Genomic DNA, 17,498 nt, shown 5'->3' on the forward strand with positions numbered 1-17,498 from the left:
CAGTGGTTTAGAAAACGCGTTTGAGGATGTAGTCCCCGTTGTCATAGCCCCGGACTTCGAGGATTTCGGAGAGATGGCGCATTTCGCCGGTGCGCTTCAGGTGAACGACATAGTTGAAGCAGCTGGCGATGTTCTGTCGCAGGTCGGAGATGTCCCAGCGCGTGCCGGAGGGCACGCCGAGCATGGCGAGACTCTCAAGCCGGCGCAACCCGCCTCGCGCCGTGCTCGAGTGAATCGAGCCCAGTCCGCCGTCGTGGCCAGTGTTCAGTGCCTGGATGAAGTCGTAGGCCTCGCCGGCGCGCACCTCGCCCACGAGGATCCGGTCGGGACGAAAGCGCAGGCACAGCGCAACGAGCATCTGGGTCGAAACCCCGGTGTCGGTGTTTGAGAGAAGCCGCAGCTTGTTCGGCACCGGCAGGTTCAACTCCATGGTGTCCTCGATCGTGATCACGCGATCTTCATCGGGGATCTCGGCGCCCATGGCATTGAGCAGGGTCGTTTTGCCCGATGACGTGCCGCCGGCCACGAGGATGTTCTTCTTCGCGCGCACGATCTCGCGCAGCGCCTGACGCAACTCGTCGTTCTCGATGCCAGGTCGAAAGAACTCGAAATCAACGTCCTCGCGCGCGCGGGCGCGAGAAAACGCACCGGCCTGCACGTAGTCGTCGAGCGACAGGTGCTTGTCGCGGTGCTTTCGGATGCTCAATGCGTCGCCGTCAATCGCGGTAGGACGCATGACGGCAGCGATACGCAGGTTGCCGTGGCCCGCGTTCAGAATCCCCTGGGCCGTACCCGCCTTCGCCGACTTCTCAACGGAAGAGGCTAGAGAGTGAATTGCTCCAGACAGCGTTGAAGGGTTCAGTTGGAGCGGCACACGTGTGAGCACCCCGCGACGCTCGATCCAGACGTCCTTCGGGTTGTTGACCATCACTTCGGCGATGTCGGGCGCGTCGAGAAACTCGCGCAACGGCGCGAGCGACGCGAAGAACATCTTTACCGCGCTCTCTTCGAGGCGGTTGAACTTGAGCAGGGGGTTTTCGGCGGCATCGGACATGCTGGTATTGTTCCGGCCCGTCCGCCCCGCCGACCGGGCAAAAGGGTAGCGATATTCGGCAGCTTTTCCGAACGTCCGCGCGCCCGTCCCAGGGGCAATGTGTTGCCCCACTCCCGTTTAGGCGCCTAAACGCTTAAACCCGGAATGGTGAAGTTTTTGTACAGCTTTTCGCCGGTCGTGTCCGGTCTCGTCGGTATGCGCAGCAGCGTATGGACGAAAAAAACCCGGCGCTCGCGAGCCGGGTGGGGTTAAGGGAAAACAGGCAATCAGATGATCACCTCGACCATTTCGCCGAAGGGCGCCTGTCGTGCCCGGCGAATGGGCGTCGTCGACGCCCACAACACCGGAAACGATGGGGACACTTCAGGAAAGCGGCCATCCATGTCCGTCAGATAGACGAGGAACGCGGGATTGATGCCCTCCTCTTCCAGTCGACGGAACGGATCGGTGAACGCAGTGCCGCCCCCGCCCTTCACCGGCGCAAGCTCGATCGGGTCGCCCCGCTCGAACACCTGCACCTGCGTGACGCGCGTATCGCAGTCCATCACGATTAGGCGCGAGGGGCGCACGACTTCGGCCACATGGATGATCTCGGCTGCGAACTGCGCCTGCGTCTCATCGAAGACCGACCCGCTGCTGTCGCGTACGAAAACCGCGTCACCGACTGCCGGCGAATGAAGCGACGGCAGATAGAACCCAAGATGCAGGTAGCGACGGTTGGGCATCGCGAAGCTGTAGTCGTCGTTGGTCACCTGCTGCGCGAAGCGCATCAGGATCGAACGCCAGTCCACAGAAGGCTCCGCCGCCGTTTGGACCATCGACTGCATGCCACCGGGGAGCTTGCCACGCATCTTCGCCGCTTTCGCGGCCTGAAGCGTCGCAACCTTCCACTCTGCCTCCTTCACGGGCTTGTCCGGCCCCGGATAGGGGCGGACCTCGCCGCAGGAGGACGGAGCGCCGGGTTCGGGAGCCGCTGACGGTGTGTTCGCGCCGTTCGCGGGGGCCTGCTGGCCACCCGGCGATTGCGCGCCGGGTTTGCCGCCAGCCTTCTCCTTCTCCCTTTGCCTCGCCTCCTGCGTGAGGACCGCGTAAATCTCCTCGGCCGACTTGCCATGAAAGCGCGCGTCGTCGAGGTGCCGAATGGGCAGGACAAAACCTGCCTGCTTCACTATTGGATTGATCGCGTAGTCGCACGCGTCGTTCCACCGGTCCGCGTCGCGGGGTCCCTGCCGGAAGCAGTGGCCGTTGGCGACGTGCAGGATCTCGTGCGCGAGCACGCCGCGGCATTCCAGATCGTTCAGGGTGTCGAGAAACGCCGGGTTGTAGCCCAGCGTCTCCCCGTCCACCCAGAACGTCTTGCATGCCGGATCCTCGAGTACCTTCAGACGCAGCGCCAGCGCGCCAAAAAACGGCTGGTCCATCACGAGCGCCGAGCGCTGCCTTGAGATGCGTGGATCCATGCTCACCTCACGCTGCAATGCGCAGTTGCGGTGCCTGGCCAGGCTCGGGCATCGCCATATGCGGCTTGCCGCCCATGAAGGCTTCCATCAGTTCCTCGATCTCGGTTGCCTTGGCGGCCACCTGCGAGCGAAGCACCTCGGATTCCTTCAGGTCGACGCCGTTGTGCACGGCGAGGTGGCGGTTGGCCTGCTCGAGGATGTGGTTCAACTGCGGGTCGTTGCTGAAATTCAGCTTCGGCAGCAGTCCGCACAACTCGCGCACATTGTCAGCGACATCGATGCGCACACCGCCCGCCGCATACAGCCGGTTGGCCATCGCGGACACGGCATCGTAGAGACGGCGAACGATGTCCTGGTTGGCGTCCTCAATCGAGCGCAGGACGTGCTGGTCGATTTCAGAGCGCAAGCTCGTAAGCACATCTTCGGGCAGATCGACGCCGAACTGGCTGGCGTCCGGGAACGGCAGAACCGCCATGCGCACACCAAACTTCTCGCCAAGCTGCGCGAGCGTCGGGTAGTCCGCCTCGTTGAACAGGCCATTCATTTCCAGACGTGCCTGTTCCTTGAGGTCTAGGTAGTCGGTCAGGAAGACCTGCACGGCGAGATCGAACTCGTCCTTCATCTTTCGCATCTGCGCCGAAAACTCCATGTAGATGTTGGTCGGCAGCAGACGCACGGAAAGCTGGTTGTATTCCAGCGTGTGGTCATAGAAGTAGCGGCGGATCCGTCCGCCAAGCGACACGACCTCCTTGAAGCTGGGGGCATTTTCAGGCAACAGGCGCTTGTTGAAACGCCCGATGCCTTTCGTGTCGTGACGGGTCTCGACCTCCTCGGTGACCTTCTCATCGAAGCGTCGTGCGACCCACGACGAGATGGTGACCGAGCAAAGCATGACGCGCGATTGAATATCGGTGATGTTCATGGAGAAGCTCCAGAAAGGATATGGAATGGAATGAATCAGGAAAGGGAACAGCGGCGCGGGCACGTGGAGGACGCGGCCCGGAACAACGAAGAAAAGGGATGAGGCGACACGCGCCCCGGCGGTGCAGACTGCCAGGGCGCGTGGTCAGACGTCGTAGTGGCGCCGCGCCAGCCGCCGCGCTTCCGCAAACGGCCGCCCCTGGGTGACATCAAGCGGGGCTAGACGATGCAGGTGACGCAGCGCGGCCGCACGATACCGGGCCGACCAGACGTCCTTCGCACGGACGATGCGAAGGAGTTGAGGCTCGGTCAATACATACGTCTCGGAAACAAGACGATAGAACTGGGCGCGACGGGCGTTGTAGAACATGGTTCTCTCCGCATCCGCTTAGCCGTGAATCAGCTTGCCGATCGCACCGCCTTGCGCCTTGATGAACGCATGCGTGTTCGCGATATCCGGCGTCTTGCGCAGCGCGTCCGTGACCAGCAACGCGGCGAATTCGCTCAGACCTGCGCTGATCAAACGCTCGGTGTAGGTGACGACGCGCTCGAAATTGCTTTCGTTCGCGTACATCGCCAGCGCCGCGCTGATCGCGTAGAGCGCCGACGGTGCGTCCGGAATCGCCGCAACATCGGGCGTCGCGAGAATCGCTGCCGGCGACGGCAACTGCCGGTAGATCTGGACAAATGCCAGAAGCTCGGTCGCCGCGCCCTCGCCCACCGAACCGGCGTGGGAGATCAGCTCCAGTTCCTTCGGCACCGCGCCCATCGTTTTGGCGACGAAGCCCCAGCTGCGGGGGCTCGGCGTTGCTTCGATGTCGCGTGACGTCTTCTGGACCGACAGCAGATCCGGGCGGAAACGCAGGAACGCGATGAGTTCCGGCGCAATGTCGTTCGCGACGGCCCACGCGGTCCACTCCTCGATCGTCGCCTCGAGCTCCACCACCGTGGCAAAGCGCGAGATCAACGGGTCGAGAATGCCGCTCACGCCCGCGTTGTCGTTACGGCGATTGGTGGCCGCAAGGAAAGTGACGTTATCGGGCAGCTCGTGCTCGCCGATGCGGCGGGCGAGCAGCAGCTGCATCTTCGCGGCCTGCACCGCCGGCGAGGCCTGCCCGAGATCGTCGAGGAACCAGATCAGCGGACGCTTGCGAGGCTGCAGCGCACGCTCCAGATCGCCAAACGGCAGGAAGCGTGCGGTCTGGCCATCGGCCGCCGCGAACGGCAGGCCCTTCGAATCGGTCGGGTCTTCGACGACCGGATGACTGATCATGAGATCGTGGTCGACCGTGTCCGCGACCTGGGCCACGATATCGCTCTTGCCAATGCCCGGACGTCCCGTGATCAGCACCGGAAGGCGCTTCGGAACGTAGGCGGTGAGCAGTGCGTTGAGCTGGGAAGCGTTGACTTGCATGAGTTTTCCTTGAAAGAGAAAACCCTGTGCGAACAACGTCCCTATCGGGAGCGTTGTCCCGACAGGGTGAAGTGGATTGCCGCGTTAGCGGCCGTCGATGCGCCGTTGGCGCGAAAAGGCGGTTAGCGCAGCACGGCCGCGAGGGCCTCGCGCTGCATGGCGTTAAGCGTCGAATACTCGATGCTCGGAGCGCCGCTAAAGATGAGAAGGCCGTAGACGTCTGCCAGCGCGCGGGCTTCCGCGCAAAGCACCTGTTGATCCTGATCGGCACTCGGACGACGCTCGCGCCAGTGATTGATCGCACTTTCTAGCTGCGCGAGCGTCACTGCGGAAGGTTGTGTGTTCATGGGCGATTCCTTTGGGGGAAAGCCCGGGAGACGCCGCGCCCGAACCGGGACGGGGTCCCTTCCAGGCGGGTTATATAGCCGGCTTCGCCGGCGGGTTCGATGCGTCAGGGACGCGGGTAACAGAAGCCAGTTTAGGCTCGCGAGACGCCTTCTGGTCTCGCAATGCTGGGCAATTCGGGGTAGCTTTCGTGCGCGTGCCACCGCGAACGGACGAAAAAAAACCGGCGCAAAAATGCGCCGGTCGGGTCAAGGTCTCATGTCAGCAACAACCTAGCCTGCGAAGTTTCACGCGCCCGGATACGGGCGAGCATGGCGGCGTCCTCCTCGCGGAGTCGACGCGTACGTGCTTCGCCCACGCCGTTGTGCTTCTCGACGATGTAGGTGAAATACAGCGGCCTCGCGGGACCACGCCACTGGCTCCATTCGGCGAGGATCGCTGCGCGCATCTCGGGCACACACGCAAAATACGCGCGTCGGGCCTGCCGCCAGAAACGCGCCTGCAGGTCCCGCCAGCGTTGCTCGCATTCCAGCAGCATCCGTTCGCGACGTTTGCGCTCGTCATCAATTGGCAGTGTCGGTCTGGGCTGAAACTGCCCGACGAACAGTGGATAGTCACGCGCTATCTTCTCTGCCTCGCGCGCCTCCCGGCGCAGGAAAAGTGCTTCCTTGCGGGTGGTCCAGTTGTAGCCTTCCGCCCGGGGCTCACGCTCGAATCGCATGGCCACCTCCTAGGATGCGAGAGTGCCGAGGACCGCACGCGCGTAGGCGAGCGTGCCGTCCTTCGCACTGAGCCGGCGCGCCGTGCGCTCCTCGCCGCGAGCGAGCACATACCTGACGCTCGCACCGATGCGATAGCTACGGATGCTCGAGTAGCCGTCACTGATTGCCCGATCGACATGCTCCATACCCGTAATAACCGCATCCTCCGCGTCCCTGTAGCGGGCTTGGGTGGCAGCTTTGCGCGCGTCCTGCAGATCGCGTTCGGCTTCCGACGCAGCCTTGCGCTGTGCGGCCTGCGCCTCCCACTGCGTCTGCTGCACCTCGTTGTAGCCGCACAGCAGGAACACCGCGCGCCGACGCGCTGCCGGGCGCAGACGTAGCAGCTTGACGCCAAGCACTTCCTCGAACGCCGTCTTGCTGGCCCGGTTGTGTTCGTCGGAAGTGTCCAGCACCTTGAGCAAGGCCTCCACGTTGCGTTCGGCGAGCGAGCGCGCCATCCGGTTGCCATACTCGAAGGTGTGACGTCCCTGATCCAGACGGGCAATGTTGCAGCGGTGACGGTGCGCGCGCTGGCTGATGCGACCCGCCTTCAGCTCCTTGTCGGCGTATTCGACTGCCCGCCTGCAGATGCTTGCCGCAACCAGTTCGCGAACGCGATTGGCCAACGGCGAGACAGGCTGGCCAACGTCAACCGGCTTGCTGAACGTCTCGGGCAAGGACAGATCGTCGATGAGACCGTGGGCATGAAGGACGTCTTCTGCATGCGGATACGGGGCATCGTCGGGCAGCAGGCGCGCGAGCATCGTGATGATGTCCGCGTTCTGCTCGTTGACGGGCTTGCCGTTGTGGCGCATGACCGAGGCGATGGTGCGCAGCTTCGCGCCCGGAATCGCCCCACGCAGGCTGGGCACGTGTACGAGCACCTCGCCCCACTCTGCGTACTGGAACGCACCCGGATCGGACCGGTAGGTTTCCAGCACCCTATCCGGCACCGGCAGGTTGGCGAGCAGCGCGTACGCGACGTGCAACGCGTGGCGGCTTTGTACCTCCCGGGTCCCGGGGAGACGCGGGCCGCAATAGCCAAAGCCGAACAGCCGCTCCATCGTCTCGATGCACATGTCCGAAAGTACGAAGTGTTTGCCGGCTGCCCGCTCCTCGGCCGTTGCGGCGTCAATCTGATCCGACGAAAGCAGCAGATTTGGATTGCGACAAAGCTCAACGAACTCGAACAGGGCATCCCAATCGCTTGCGAGGACCTCCCTCGGTTCGCGGTGCGAGCCATCCGGTCGCATGAATGAACCAGCGCGCCGGATTTCGTGAAGCATCTCCGTCACGATGCTGCGCGCGGTACCGGGCATACGGAGCGCCAGCGCGCCGTTGTAGCGCGTGATGCGCTCGCCTGCATCGGCGCCGGCAAGCCGGATAGAACACGTGTCTATCTCGCGCACGCGATCGTCCTTGAACAGCGGAAAGAGGCCGGCGAGCGTGGGCGAAGTCAGAACTACATTAGGGGTTGTCAAGGTGTACATGGATGAGCCTCCATTGAGAAGGGGCCATCACCCAGCGGGGCGAAGGCCCCGCGAGGGAAAGAAAAAAGGCGACGGTAGGTCAGGTCAGTCGATGTCCAGCAGGCGCGATACCAGGGCAGCTATCGCCCACGCTTGCGAGCGGCCAAGCACCTTGATGCGGACGAGCGGCTGATTCAGCCAGTGACCGCCGCTTTCGTCAACGAAACGAACATGGTCGATCTGGACGAGCCATCCTTCGGAATTACCGATCGAAATCGACAGGCAAAGCCGGTCTCGTCGGCCGCCTGACTGCGGCCACGGCGAGTCACCTTTCGAGCCGTACCGCGCTTCGTTCGCGTCGTCCATGAAATTCGCTGCGACGACCCACTCCGGCTCGAGTTCCGTCCTTCGCAGTTTCCGGCAGATCTGGTCTACGACCTGCCCAACGGTTTTGTCGGTGGTGTCAAACGGTGCTGCGTCCAGCGCGCCGGGCGCGTCGAGGAGTTCAAGTGTCGATTGCATGGAAAGATGTCCAGAAAAGCAAAAGGCCGCACCAATGTGTGCGGCCCTTGATTGGGATTGCCAGCGAAAGCTGGCGCTACAGTGAATGTTCAGTGCGAATGCGAGCGACGTTCACGATCCGCCGCGCGGCCCTTGTTCGTCATGTAGCCGCCGTAAATGCTGAAGGCCAATGCGATCACCAGAGCAAAAATTCCGAAACCCATGTTCATTCTCCGTTCATGGAATCCATGCCTACCAAAAAGAGTATCACAACGGCGAAGGCCAGACCCGCCTCATTCCGCACGGCGGCTACGGTCCAACTCGTAGTCGCATGCCAGAAGCCGACCGCTCCGACAACCGAAGCTGCCGCCAGCGTGTGCATGAACCGTCCGAACTGCTGGCGCTGGTCCTTGCTCCAAGCGTGTCCGAAACCGCTGAACGGGAATGCCGAACGAGGGATCGGAAGCGCGATTGTTTCGCCCCGTTTGAATTCAGCGCGATCGCGAATCAGCAGGTGACGGACACCGCCGTCGAGCACGGTAAGTCTCGGCGGTGACTCCGTTGTATCGCATTCGCGAAGCAGCTGCTGAAGGCGTTCGGAGACGTGCACGATCCCGGTCGCGGGATCAAGCGTGGCACCTTCAGAGATTTCCAGGCCGCCCGCATACTGGACGACCACAGTAACGATCTCCATGCCCGCCTCCTACCGACGTTCCGAATCAAGCCCGTTTGTAAGACGCAACGCGCCGAGGAATGCCTCGTAGCCTTCGCGCGACGCGAGCTGCTCCTGACTCACGGCGTTGTCGCCGCCTCCCGACAGGTCCTTTCGACCCCGCCGGGTGCGGAACGAGACAGTCTGGCTGCCGCGCCCGGGCGTATCTGCAACCTCGAGCATGAGCCTGTTGGTGCGAAGCGTGACACGGCAGCCGTGGCCGCGTTGGGCCGGCTCGGTCACGATCTCGTGTTCGCCAGTGCGCAGGCGGAGGTCGCCTGCAACACGGCGAAGGAAACGCTGCGCATGATGCTTGACGCCCGCCTCCCGCGCGGCACTCGCGCTACCGCGGGACGCGTGGAAAACCTTGCTGGTGTGGTTCATAAGTGCCTCAAAAGAAAACGGCGAGGTGCTCCGAAAGGAGTCACCCCGCCTTGCAGGTAAGAGAGCCGGCTATGGCCGGCGAGAGAAAAGCGTCAGTACGTGACGCGAACGCCAGAGCTCGTGTCCATGAGGAGCACGTGATCGCCCGGCGAGAACAACTGGTCGTCTGGTTGCGTGATGACGCGAAGCGAGCCATCCGCCTTGCGCACGACAATCTCCAGACCGGCGGTGCGCGAGAGCGCGTCGCTGACGTGCTGTGCAACGAAACCCGTCACGGCACCGGACATCGCAGCCGCGACGTAGCGGCCGTTACCATTGCCGATCGTCTTCGAACCGAGAAAGGCGCCGAGGCCTGCAGATACGAGGCCCGTCAGGCCCGAGTTGTTGCCCGGGACCTGGATGGTGATACGGCGAACGCGGACGACGGTGGCCTGTTCGAGCGTACCGGCGCGCTGGACGTCCGAACGCTGATAGACATCGGGCGAGCCGAAGTCGGTACTTGCGCAGCCGGAGAGCACGGAGAGAACAACGATGGCGAGAAGAATGCGGATCATGGTGGTTGCCTCAGAACGATGAGGGCAACCGGAGCCCGTTCGGGCTGAGGTTGCCCGAACGGGTTATGGGATCGGCTTAGCGCGACAGCATGCTGACGGCCAGCGAGACAGCGGGAAGGAACGTGAAGAGCGCGAGCGACGTCACGGGGAGGTCGCCTTGCGAGACTTCACGAGCTTTCGAACGGATATTGCGGATTGCGCGATTGAACACGGACGGCTCCTGGAAAGAAAAAGGGGAGCCGTGTCCCGAGTGGGAGAGGGCTCCCAAAGGGGTAAAGGATTGTTGGCAGGGCAAACGCCCGCACCGTTACGAATGACGCGTCAGATTGTGAAGTTCAACGTGGCCACTACGTACCAGCCGACGTTCAACAGCGAATGGCAGATCATAGTCCCACTGCACGGTTGCAGTGCGATCGCTCCAGACGGAAACAATCGTACCGGCGTGAAACTGCGGGGGACTGGCCTGAACATCCTGCGCGACGATGCGTTGCTTTTCGCGAAAGCCGTTGAGTTCGGAGACCTTAACGGCCGGTTGCGAGGCAGCGGAAACGGTCAGCATGGTACGGCTCCTTCGAATAAAAAAGGGAGCCGTGTCCCGAATGGGAGTGGGCTCCCAACGGGGGTAAGAATTGGCGGCGGGACGAAAGTCCGACCGGTGAGACAAAAAGCAGCACAGCAGCAAGCCGCTGTGGTCAGGTCGATGCGCTAAAAGCGCGGGGAATACGGACAGTCTACGGCCCGTCCGCTCCATCCTGAACCGGAATGCTCGCCTAAACAGCCTATGTTTTATCGGACGGCACCACGCGCGGCGCGCGCACGATGTTCGCTGCAGCGGATACCGTACTCCAGACACTTGCCAGCGCAACCTTCGCAGAAGTGCCGGTCGCCTACTGCCGCAGCGTTCCAGCCATGTCCTACTGGAGGCCTCGTGCCGTATTCGACGCCGGCTTCGCGCGCATAGAAAACGGGTTCGCCGTCACGCCCCTGTCGTACGATCGCGTCGATTTCGTCCGCGCCGAACGCGTCACGCAGCGCGTCGACAAAGCGGGCGATCTCAGGCATCGGGGATCGTTTGCCCACTATCTATCTCCTGTTTATATGCACACTATATTCGCGTCACCGCTGCTGCGCACCGCTACGCCCGGCGTGAGCGCCGCCGTCGTCTCCGGGGCGTTCGCGATTGGAGCCGCGACGGGCTTGATCGGCCAGCGCTGGCATTCTCGCGTAACGATCGGTCCTTCGCTTGCCGGTGGTGCCGGGCTCGCCCTGTTCTTCCCCGCTGTCAGCAACTGGTGCCGACCGTAGGACTCTCCGGACGAAAAAAAAAGCGCAGGCCTCGCTTTCGCGGGACTGCGCTGGTTTCAGGGATTCCGGCACTGGTGTGCGTCACGCACGATAACCACGCCCCGGAACACACTGCAGGCGGCTCGAGCACTCCGGCCATGCCACCCACGCGAGTGCCATGAGCAGACCGAGCACGTCGGCGGCCATCTGCGCCAGCTGGTTGATGTCGCCGGTCGCGAGATACTCGCGGCCGTCGTACATGACCGTGGACGTGATGCCGTAGAGCACCGCAAACACGAGTCCCAAAAGGGCGCGGTTACGGGTGGCCTGCGACACGAAACTCGACCACAGCATCACGAACAGCACGCAGCCGGCGAATGCCGTCGCAAGATGTTCAATGCTGCTGGGCGCCCAGTGGCCAAGGCACTGCACCTCCAGCACCCGCAGCCACGCATGGTGCGGCTGCGCGAAGCCCCAGAGCCGGTGAAGTCCGGTCGCAGCGAACAACGCCACAGCGAACAGCGTGGCCCCGAACCGTTGCGTCGCCGTACGGCAGAAACGCGCCTGAACAGTTGTTGAAAAAAATTCGGCATTTAAAGCTCCTTGCAGGATTAGGCAACGGTCGGCCCTCGGCTTGAGGGCCGACATCATCGCCATGGGAAATGAGTCACACAAAGACGTATAGCGCTGCGTGACTCGTGGAGGTCAGCCCTCACGCCGCCTTGCGACGGCGTGCGGGCTGTTTCGCGGGCGGAGCTTCGTAGCCGAAGCGCGCCCACGCTGCGCGGTCAATCGGAATCGGGTTCGTGCGTCCCGTTGCGAGATTCACGAACACACCCGAAAACGACAGACCGGCATTTCGAAACAGCGACCAGAGCAGGTTGAACGCCTGCACCGAGATCGCCTGATTGATGACGAGCGACTGCTTGCGCAGCGCGTCCGCCATCGAGCATGAGGGGGTGTCGTCGCCCTTGTCATTCTTCGGATTCAGCAATTCCGGAAACAGGTCGCCCACATGGGGCAACCGGTCGTGCCGGGGCTTGCCGAACTCGCCGAGGATGACCTGGCCACGGTCCGTCTCATTGCCGCAATCGAGGTAATAGAGACACTTCCCCCGTTTCGCGGCCAGTGCGATTGCGTGCCTGGCCCGCCGTGAATCGACGCATCCAACGACAATGTCAGCGTGCAGGTTGATCCGCGAATCGATGCGGCGCGGTTCAGCCACCCAGTTCGTTCCCATCAGCAGGTTCAGGCGATTCACCAGCAACGTGGCCTTGTACTGGCCAACGTCGTTTGGATAAAAGCCCTGCCTGCCGACGTTGAACTCGCTGACCGTGTCATCGTCGTACACGGTGCACTCCATACCGCCCGGGTGACCAAGCTCGATCATTGCGTGATGCAGCCGTGCGAGCGACGGAAGCAGCGCACTGCCAGTGCCACCCGCGCCAACCACGACAACGCGCCACGGCCCCGTGAGCATGTGCTGGGGCGTCTTGTGAAGGATCGGTCCGTTCATGCAACCTCCCCTTCCAACGCCGTCATCCACTTCTGCGGAATCGTCTGCGCGGGTTCGAACCGCCCTTTCGCGCAAAGACGCAGTGCGACTGACGGGGTGCGATGGCAATGCCCAAGCACAAGCGCAAACTTCACGTCGTGCTGGTCATCGCGATCGTCCGTTCCCGAGAAGTACGCATCGCCACGACCATGCGAATGGCAGTCAATCACCAGCCATTCGCGATCACGCAGTTGTGGTCGGTCATAGCTCAGGTGTGCGGGACTGTGTGACAACGATGGAAGCGGCACCAGGCGAAAGAGGCCTGTCGCTGCGTCCCACACAATCCATGCGCCCACCTCGTTGGGCAGGGCCGCACGCGCCATGCGTGCAAACTCTGCGACGAGCTCGGCTGGCACAGAACCGCACGGCAATTCGGTCAGCTCGGCCGCCTCGCCATAAGGAACAGCCGTGCGCCACTCGAAGGAACCCAGCCGACGAACCAGCCGGATCCACGGGCGATTGATCTCAAGGAAGACGCCATTCGACGCAATGAGCAACCGCTCTCCAGGCCAGGCCATCGGTACCACCGGCTCACGCGTGGGCACCATCACCGAGGGAAACGAGAGCTGCAAAGCAAAATCGATCTGATTCATGCTTTACCCCCGACAACCCCGGCGACAAGCTTGCCGGCTGTTGCTCCTTTCATCGGCACCAGCACGTCGAGCGGAAATACCTCGAACTTGCCGTCGAGCATGTCCCGCCAGAACGCGTAGAAGCCGTCCTCGTAGGTCACGCGCTTGCCACCGTGATTCGGATGGGTAAAGGCCGAGTTGAAGAAGCCCTCCTCCCAGCCACCGATCGCATCAACCTCGATGCGTCGGGGAACCTGTGCCGAGCCAATACAAATCTCACCGAGGTCCCACGTGTTGAAGTACGGCGGCTCGAACAGCGGCGTGTCCGGCGTCGGGCGTCCGCTGTCCTTCAGCGCGAACACGCGGAAGCCCGTCAGCGAGGCCTGAAACACCAGCCCCGGATGCGAGACAACGCGACTGCGCTTTCCCAGCTCCTTGCAGTTGAAGAAGACCCGGCGCGGCGCCGGCGGACACCACCACGTCACCGCGGCCGAGGACACGCCAAGCAGGTTGGCGGGAAGAAATTCGCACTTCGGCGCTGCGCTCTTCTCAAGTTGCACGAGCGTAGCGACGAGCGCGCGGCGATCGAGAGGGCGGCCCGCCCCGATGATGGGACGACCCGACACGCGATCGGCGGCTATCCGGTGGACGGTCGCGTAGTGCGCGCCGTTCTCGCCGGCATAGAGCAGCAATGCAGACGACAGGGAAACGTCGTGGCCAGTGCGGCCAATGGATACATCACTCATGGGAAAACTCCTGGTCAAGGGCTCACCACCAGCGCCAGCAGGCGGTCAAGGTGGTGAAGCATCTGGAAGGCAAGGCTCCACTGCGCGTACTGCTCGCGGATACCCTGTTTTGTGCTGGAAAATTCAATGAAGCAGCTGTACTCGGTCGCTTCTCCGGCCTGGTACTCACCATTCATGTAGTCATCGAGAATCTCGATGGATCGCTCATTGGTCGCGAGCATCAAGGTGCAGCCCGAGTAGATCGGACGCGAGTCGTAGCCCGTGTTCAGCAGCGCTCGCTTGCCTGCCCGCCTGAGCAGTCGATGCATCGCGACAAGCTCTGCGCACACTCTGGCAGGCAGGCCGGAAGACCCGGCCTGCAGTTCAAGCAACTCGCGCTCGGAGAGTTCGAGCCGCCTGCTGCGGCGCCCTTCCGGCCTCGACGGCGACCGGATTTCATCGGGATAGATCTCCGGACGAACGACCGATGGGAGATGGCGTTGAACCGTCTCCTCATCCTGGCCGCGGTAGTCAGTCAGGACGTGCCGGACCTCCTCGTCTTTAGCGCTCTCGTCACCCTCCCAGTTCATGCAGGCGAATTCCTGGAGGAACCAGCCAGGCGTGCGAACAAGGACGGTCTTTCCGGAGACCCGGTCGACGAGCGAGAAAAGCGTGTGGAGCAGGAGCGGATGGCAGGCCCTGAGCGGCTCCGCAAGCGGTCCGATTTCGTGGACCCACTCATCCGTCAGTTTCACACCCAGATGAAGCGGCCCCTTCGGCTCAAATTCGTCGTTGTGCTGGTAGGCCAGGCGATCTTCAACCGCGTTGGTGTCGCATAGCTCGACCTTGACCGAGAGGTATCGCAACGGTTGTCGCAACTGCCTTTTCATCCAGGCGAAGAACGCCTGCTGGAAGGCGTCCGCTGCGCTCGCCGGCGCGTGCACGTCCGTCGCACGCAACGGCCCGTACCGGAACTGCTCCAGGACGATGTCGTTGACGGCGACGTCGGCACGCCATTTGAGAGTAATGCCAGAGGGCACGTCGGGCGCCAGATCAGGCAGCGTCAGAACACAAGGGGAAGATCGATGTCGGGGAGCGGCAAGGCGTGGCGGTTGCCAGGCTTCGCATGCGCTGTCAACGAGCGATCGATCAGCGTATGAAGGATCGAGCAACATTTGTTCATCTCGTCGTCATAAAGAAAAACCGCCCTTTCGGGCGGCTCCTGTCGGTAAAAGCCGCTGTCCGGGTCGGACAGGGCCTTGAGCAAGGTGTCCTTACGCATGGGAGCCTTTGGCACCCGCTGCACGGACAAATTTGTAGCGGGCGACCTCGCCTGCGACTTCCGGCCCATCGACCGTAGCGGTCGTGAGTTCCGGGTACTGCGCCGCGTAGAGATCACGAACCTGGTCGGGCGAGAACGCCGGACCCGGATCCACGAACTGCATGCCGTTGTAGAGAAATTCGCGAACGAGCGTGGCTACGGTGATTGCCATGGTGCGAGTCCTCACAGAAGTCCGAAGAGATCGGTCTTGCCGTCAGCAGGTGCCGACGCCTCCGATGTTGCAGCGACCGCTGCCGTTTTGGCGGCCGAGTCGCTGTCGTCGTCGGACGATTCCTCGTCGTCGCCGTCGGTCACCGATGCGGGCGCGGGCAGCGCTGCCTTCGATCCCTTCGACAACGCCTTCTGTGCCTTGCCCGCCTGCGACTTCTCAGCCGCCTGCAGGATCTCGTTCGTAGCGCTCACCTGTTCCGCGAGGGAACGGTGCACGCCATGGAACGATTGCAGGGCAGCGACAAAGCCGTCGTCGAGCTCAGCCGGGAGCGCCGTGAGCACCAGGGGTTGACGCAGCGCCGCCTCTTTCGAGTCGCCGCCCGGCATCACCACGACTGCCATCTGGTCGCCTGCCATCTTCAACGTGAGCGTGACCTTGCTGGTCTCGCGCACGATCGCTTCGAGTTGCTGGAACATAAAGAACCTCTAAATAAGAAAGAACGCCGCGATTAACGCGGCGTGAAAGGGGGAATGAGCCGGGGCGGCGGTCAGAACTTCAGGACCTTCAGCACCTTGCCGTCGTAGTCAAAATCCTTGACGCCCAGAAGCGCTTCGATCACCTCGGGCTTCGATTTCGCGAAAACCTTCTTGAAGTCATCACCCATCGCAGTACGGATGCCGAGTTCGTCGGCCACGACCTTCATCTCGGATTTCGTGATGAGATCGAGGAACGCCTTGTCGAGCTTCCAGTACTTCGTGAGATCCAGCTTGTGGTGCCTGCACATCTCGGTGAGGTACGGCACGTCCACACCCTCGATCGCAGAAGCCAGCATCGCGACGATGAGGTTCTCCTGCGCGAGAGACGATGCGGCTTTCGCGGCATCCGCCGCCTTGCCGAAACTGGAAACAGGCGGCTTGTCGTCGAGCAGTCGCTCCCAGAAAGCACGGAATGCCGTCTCGCTGATGCTGCGAGCCTGCCCCGTCGCAACGATCGAAATCAGGTACTGGCGAACCAGTTCGAGATTCGTGCCGATGTCGCGACGCAGTGCCTTGCGCCAAAGCGCGACCCGGTATGCCTTCACCCTTTCGGATTCGGAAACCACAGTCGCTTCAGGCGCTGCTGCGGTGGGCTTGTCACCCTTTGCAGGGGCAGCGGCCTTCGAGGCTCCGGTTGCCGTCGCGGCCTTCGCCGTCGTCGGTTCCGTTGCCTTTTCGCTCTTGATACGCGCCGCAACCTTCTTCATGTTGCAGACCGTATCGAAGCACTGGCCCTTGTAGACGTTGCCCAGTGAATCGGGCAGACCGCTCACCGCCGCGCCGAAGTTCTGGCATGCGTAGCACGCCTTCGCCTGTTCAGTGCCAACGCCCTTCGGACCATCCGCCACGAGCTGTATGCGCGTGTGGTTGTCGCCGGGGCGCACGATGCGAACGGTCTGATACTCGTCGCGCAGGCCTGTGGCCGTTGCTTCAAGCTGCTTTTCCGTTTTCTCGTTGTAGCAGGCGCGGGTCGTGCAACTGCCGGTGCCAATCGACTCGCCAAACATCTCCGCCTGGGCGGCCGAGTTGTGCTGGCATCCGGCGCAGTCCACCTTGTCGAAGATTGCCGCTGAGAGTGAGCAGGCTGCCCGCTCCAGCACTTTCTTCAGGTCGGCGACGCTATGGCCTTCGTTCACAACAACGGGCAGGAGCTTGTCCTGCTGGTCCTTTGTGAACGCAGCGAAAAGTTCGGCATGGCCGAGCTTGATGCTGCGAGTATTGAGCGCTTCCAGAACGGATGCGCTGCAATTCATGAGCGCGAGCCGGGAATCGAGCACGGCGCGGGTCCAGCCAAGCTGGCGCGCCGCTTCGTCACGATCGCCCTGACATAGGCCAACAATCTCCGCGGCGCTCACCGCCTCCTCGGAAGCGGCCATGTCGTCGCGCTGGATGTTTTCGATCAGCGCAACCGCCCGCGCTTCGAATTCGTCCATTTCGCGAACATGGACAGGAACCGTGTAGTCCTCCCCGTGAGCCGCTCTCGCAGCACGAAGTCGGCGTTCACCGCACACGAGTTCATAGCGACCACCATCGAGCGGACGCACGAGAACCGGTTGAATAATGCCCTGCGTGCGTACGGACTCGATCATCTCCGCCATTTTCGCGGGATCGAAGTACTTGCGCGGGTTGCGGCCGGGCTGGATGTCGCCGAGGCGAAGAGTATTGAGTTGTTGCATTGCGGGTCTCCTGAGAGGGAACCCGCCCCTACGGGAACAGGATTCCCGAAGGGTGAAAAGAAAAATGGCCGCGAGGGCCGGT

At 62.5% G+C, this 17,498-nt stretch carries 24 protein-coding genes; 1 reads left to right on the forward strand and 23 read right to left on the reverse strand.

Features of this window, described 5'->3' with window-relative positions:
* Window positions 1–7: 7 nt before the first annotated feature.
* The 14 genes from L5014_RS28555 to L5014_RS28615 form a co-directional block, all read right to left on the reverse strand.
* Window positions 8–1,054, reverse strand: coding sequence for a TadA family conjugal transfer-associated ATPase (locus L5014_RS28555; RefSeq protein ID WP_238467199.1), 1,047 nt, complete (start codon window positions 1,052–1,054; stop codon window positions 8–10).
* Between the two features lie 266 nt (window positions 1,055–1,320).
* The gene (locus L5014_RS28560) at window positions 1,321–2,514 is read right to left on the reverse strand and encodes a vWA domain-containing protein (RefSeq protein ID WP_238467200.1); all 1,194 of its coding nucleotides are present in this window, start codon (window positions 2,512–2,514) and stop codon (window positions 1,321–1,323) included.
* Between the two features lie 7 nt (window positions 2,515–2,521).
* A complete protein-coding gene (locus tag L5014_RS28565; RefSeq protein WP_238467201.1) occupies window positions 2,522–3,436 on the reverse strand; it encodes a hypothetical protein in 915 nt (304 codons plus the stop codon).
* 144 nt (window positions 3,437–3,580) lie between these two features.
* The gene (locus L5014_RS28570) at window positions 3,581–3,805 is read right to left on the reverse strand and encodes a hypothetical protein (RefSeq protein WP_238467155.1); all 225 of its coding nucleotides are present in this window, start codon (window positions 3,803–3,805) and stop codon (window positions 3,581–3,583) included.
* An 18-nt stretch (window positions 3,806–3,823) separates the two neighbouring features.
* Window positions 3,824–4,849, reverse strand: coding sequence for an ATP-binding protein (locus L5014_RS28575; protein WP_238467156.1), 1,026 nt, complete (start codon window positions 4,847–4,849; stop codon window positions 3,824–3,826).
* Window positions 4,850–4,971: 122 nt separating this feature from the next.
* Window positions 4,972–5,196 carry a DUF3717 domain-containing protein gene (locus tag L5014_RS28580; RefSeq protein WP_238467157.1) on the reverse strand — a complete coding sequence of 75 codons (225 nt, stop codon included), beginning with the start codon at window positions 5,194–5,196 and terminating at the stop codon, window positions 4,972–4,974.
* A gap of 254 nt (window positions 5,197–5,450) precedes the next feature.
* Entirely contained in the window at window positions 5,451–5,915 is a 465-nt protein-coding gene (locus L5014_RS28585; protein WP_238467158.1) for a hypothetical protein, read from the reverse strand.
* A gap of 9 nt (window positions 5,916–5,924) precedes the next feature.
* The gene (locus L5014_RS28590; protein ID WP_238467159.1) at window positions 5,925–7,445 is read right to left on the reverse strand and encodes a hypothetical protein; all 1,521 of its coding nucleotides are present in this window, start codon (window positions 7,443–7,445) and stop codon (window positions 5,925–5,927) included.
* Window positions 7,446–7,529: 84 nt separating this feature from the next.
* Window positions 7,530–7,946 carry a hypothetical protein gene (locus L5014_RS28595; protein WP_238467160.1) on the reverse strand — a complete coding sequence of 139 codons (417 nt, stop codon included), beginning with the start codon at window positions 7,944–7,946 and terminating at the stop codon, window positions 7,530–7,532.
* 205 nt (window positions 7,947–8,151) lie between these two features.
* Entirely contained in the window at window positions 8,152–8,619 is a 468-nt protein-coding gene (locus tag L5014_RS28600; protein ID WP_238467161.1) for a hypothetical protein, read from the reverse strand.
* Window positions 8,620–8,628: 9 nt separating this feature from the next.
* Window positions 8,629–9,021: a hypothetical protein gene (locus L5014_RS28605; RefSeq protein ID WP_238467162.1), complete on the reverse strand. Its 393-nt coding sequence runs from the start codon at window positions 9,019–9,021 to the stop codon at window positions 8,629–8,631.
* Between the two features lie 92 nt (window positions 9,022–9,113).
* A complete protein-coding gene (locus tag L5014_RS28610) occupies window positions 9,114–9,575 on the reverse strand; it encodes an outer membrane lipoprotein (protein ID WP_238467163.1) in 462 nt (153 codons plus the stop codon).
* Between the two features lie 76 nt (window positions 9,576–9,651).
* Entirely contained in the window at window positions 9,652–9,786 is a 135-nt protein-coding gene (locus L5014_RS38705) for a hypothetical protein (protein ID WP_274389555.1), read from the reverse strand.
* Window positions 9,787–9,882: 96 nt separating this feature from the next.
* Window positions 9,883–10,134: a hypothetical protein gene (locus L5014_RS28615; RefSeq protein ID WP_238467164.1), complete on the reverse strand. Its 252-nt coding sequence runs from the start codon at window positions 10,132–10,134 to the stop codon at window positions 9,883–9,885.
* A gap of 260 nt (window positions 10,135–10,394) precedes the next feature.
* Here L5014_RS28615 and L5014_RS28620 point away from each other — a divergent pair, with 260 nt between their 5' ends.
* Window positions 10,395–10,880, forward strand: coding sequence for a hypothetical protein (locus tag L5014_RS28620; RefSeq protein ID WP_238467165.1), 486 nt, complete (start codon window positions 10,395–10,397; stop codon window positions 10,878–10,880).
* An 81-nt stretch (window positions 10,881–10,961) separates the two neighbouring features.
* On the opposite strand, the gene L5014_RS28625 is transcribed toward L5014_RS28620, so the two are convergent.
* The 9 genes from L5014_RS28625 to L5014_RS28665 form a co-directional block, all read right to left on the reverse strand.
* On the reverse strand, window positions 10,962–11,516 hold the full coding sequence (locus L5014_RS28625; protein WP_238467166.1) for a hypothetical protein: 555 nt from the start codon (window positions 11,514–11,516) through the stop codon (window positions 10,962–10,964).
* Window positions 11,517–11,571: 55 nt separating this feature from the next.
* Window positions 11,572–12,375: a PRTRC system ThiF family protein gene (locus L5014_RS28630; RefSeq protein WP_238467167.1), complete on the reverse strand. Its 804-nt coding sequence runs from the start codon at window positions 12,373–12,375 to the stop codon at window positions 11,572–11,574.
* Entirely contained in the window at window positions 12,372–13,007 is a 636-nt protein-coding gene (locus L5014_RS28635) for a PRTRC system protein A (protein WP_238467168.1), read from the reverse strand. Before L5014_RS28635 ends, L5014_RS28630 begins: the two co-directional genes overlap by 4 nt.
* Window positions 13,004–13,732 (reverse strand): PRTRC system protein B, encoded by a 729-nt coding sequence (locus tag L5014_RS28640; RefSeq protein WP_238467169.1) that lies wholly within the window; start codon window positions 13,730–13,732, stop codon window positions 13,004–13,006. The genes L5014_RS28635 and L5014_RS28640 overlap by 4 nt, the downstream gene beginning before the upstream one ends.
* Window positions 13,733–13,746: 14 nt before the next feature.
* Window positions 13,747–14,751 carry a PRTRC system protein F gene (locus L5014_RS28645; protein ID WP_238467170.1) on the reverse strand — a complete coding sequence of 335 codons (1,005 nt, stop codon included), beginning with the start codon at window positions 14,749–14,751 and terminating at the stop codon, window positions 13,747–13,749.
* Window positions 14,752–14,774: 23 nt separating this feature from the next.
* A complete protein-coding gene (locus L5014_RS28650) occupies window positions 14,775–14,993 on the reverse strand; it encodes a hypothetical protein (RefSeq protein WP_238467171.1) in 219 nt (72 codons plus the stop codon).
* Window positions 14,986–15,204, reverse strand: coding sequence for a PRTRC system protein C (locus L5014_RS28655; RefSeq protein WP_238467172.1), 219 nt, complete (start codon window positions 15,202–15,204; stop codon window positions 14,986–14,988). The genes L5014_RS28650 and L5014_RS28655 overlap by 8 nt, the downstream gene beginning before the upstream one ends.
* 11 nt (window positions 15,205–15,215) lie before the next feature.
* Window positions 15,216–15,680: a PRTRC system protein E gene (locus L5014_RS28660; protein WP_238467173.1), complete on the reverse strand. Its 465-nt coding sequence runs from the start codon at window positions 15,678–15,680 to the stop codon at window positions 15,216–15,218.
* Window positions 15,681–15,751: 71 nt separating this feature from the next.
* Window positions 15,752–17,416: a PRTRC system ParB family protein gene (locus tag L5014_RS28665; protein WP_238467174.1), complete on the reverse strand. Its 1,665-nt coding sequence runs from the start codon at window positions 17,414–17,416 to the stop codon at window positions 15,752–15,754.
* Window positions 17,417–17,498: the final 82 nt, after the last annotated feature.

Origin of the sequence: Paraburkholderia tagetis (genome assembly GCF_022213065.1) — a bacterium.
Classification (GTDB): domain Bacteria; phylum Pseudomonadota; class Gammaproteobacteria; order Burkholderiales; family Burkholderiaceae; genus Paraburkholderia; species Paraburkholderia tagetis.

Coding starts and splice junctions, on each gene's coding strand:
- L5014_RS28555 (WP_238467199.1), bottom strand. CDS start 1,054: ATGTCCGATGCCGCCGAAAACCCCCTGCTCAAGTTCAACCGCCTCGAA.
- L5014_RS28560 (WP_238467200.1), bottom strand. CDS start 2,514: ATGGATCCACGCATCTCAAGGCAGCGCTCGGCGCTCGTGATGGACCAG.
- L5014_RS28565 (WP_238467201.1), bottom strand. CDS start 3,436: ATGAACATCACCGATATTCAATCGCGCGTCATGCTTTGCTCGGTCACC.
- L5014_RS28570 (WP_238467155.1), bottom strand. CDS start 3,805: ATGTTCTACAACGCCCGTCGCGCCCAGTTCTATCGTCTTGTTTCCGAG.
- L5014_RS28575 (WP_238467156.1), bottom strand. CDS start 4,849: ATGCAAGTCAACGCTTCCCAGCTCAACGCACTGCTCACCGCCTACGTT.
- L5014_RS28580 (WP_238467157.1), bottom strand. CDS start 5,196: ATGAACACACAACCTTCCGCAGTGACGCTCGCGCAGCTAGAAAGTGCG.
- L5014_RS28585 (WP_238467158.1), bottom strand. CDS start 5,915: ATGCGATTCGAGCGTGAGCCCCGGGCGGAAGGCTACAACTGGACCACC.
- L5014_RS28590 (WP_238467159.1), bottom strand. CDS start 7,445: ATGTACACCTTGACAACCCCTAATGTAGTTCTGACTTCGCCCACGCTC.
- L5014_RS28595 (WP_238467160.1), bottom strand. CDS start 7,946: ATGCAATCGACACTTGAACTCCTCGACGCGCCCGGCGCGCTGGACGCA.
- L5014_RS28600 (WP_238467161.1), bottom strand. CDS start 8,619: ATGGAGATCGTTACTGTGGTCGTCCAGTATGCGGGCGGCCTGGAAATC.
- L5014_RS28605 (WP_238467162.1), bottom strand. CDS start 9,021: ATGAACCACACCAGCAAGGTTTTCCACGCGTCCCGCGGTAGCGCGAGT.
- L5014_RS28610 (WP_238467163.1), bottom strand. CDS start 9,575: ATGATCCGCATTCTTCTCGCCATCGTTGTTCTCTCCGTGCTCTCCGGC.
- L5014_RS28615 (WP_238467164.1), bottom strand. CDS start 10,134: ATGCTGACCGTTTCCGCTGCCTCGCAACCGGCCGTTAAGGTCTCCGAA.
- L5014_RS28620 (WP_238467165.1), top strand. CDS start 10,395: ATGTTCGCTGCAGCGGATACCGTACTCCAGACACTTGCCAGCGCAACC.
- L5014_RS28625 (WP_238467166.1), bottom strand. CDS start 11,516: ATGGCGATGATGTCGGCCCTCAAGCCGAGGGCCGACCGTTGCCTAATC.
- L5014_RS28630 (WP_238467167.1), bottom strand. CDS start 12,375: ATGAACGGACCGATCCTTCACAAGACGCCCCAGCACATGCTCACGGGG.
- L5014_RS28635 (WP_238467168.1), bottom strand. CDS start 13,007: ATGAATCAGATCGATTTTGCTTTGCAGCTCTCGTTTCCCTCGGTGATG.
- L5014_RS28640 (WP_238467169.1), bottom strand. CDS start 13,732: ATGAGTGATGTATCCATTGGCCGCACTGGCCACGACGTTTCCCTGTCG.
- L5014_RS28650 (WP_238467171.1), bottom strand. CDS start 14,993: ATGCGTAAGGACACCTTGCTCAAGGCCCTGTCCGACCCGGACAGCGGC.
- L5014_RS28655 (WP_238467172.1), bottom strand. CDS start 15,204: ATGGCAATCACCGTAGCCACGCTCGTTCGCGAATTTCTCTACAACGGC.
- L5014_RS28660 (WP_238467173.1), bottom strand. CDS start 15,680: ATGTTCCAGCAACTCGAAGCGATCGTGCGCGAGACCAGCAAGGTCACG.
- L5014_RS28665 (WP_238467174.1), bottom strand. CDS start 17,416: ATGCAACAACTCAATACTCTTCGCCTCGGCGACATCCAGCCCGGCCGC.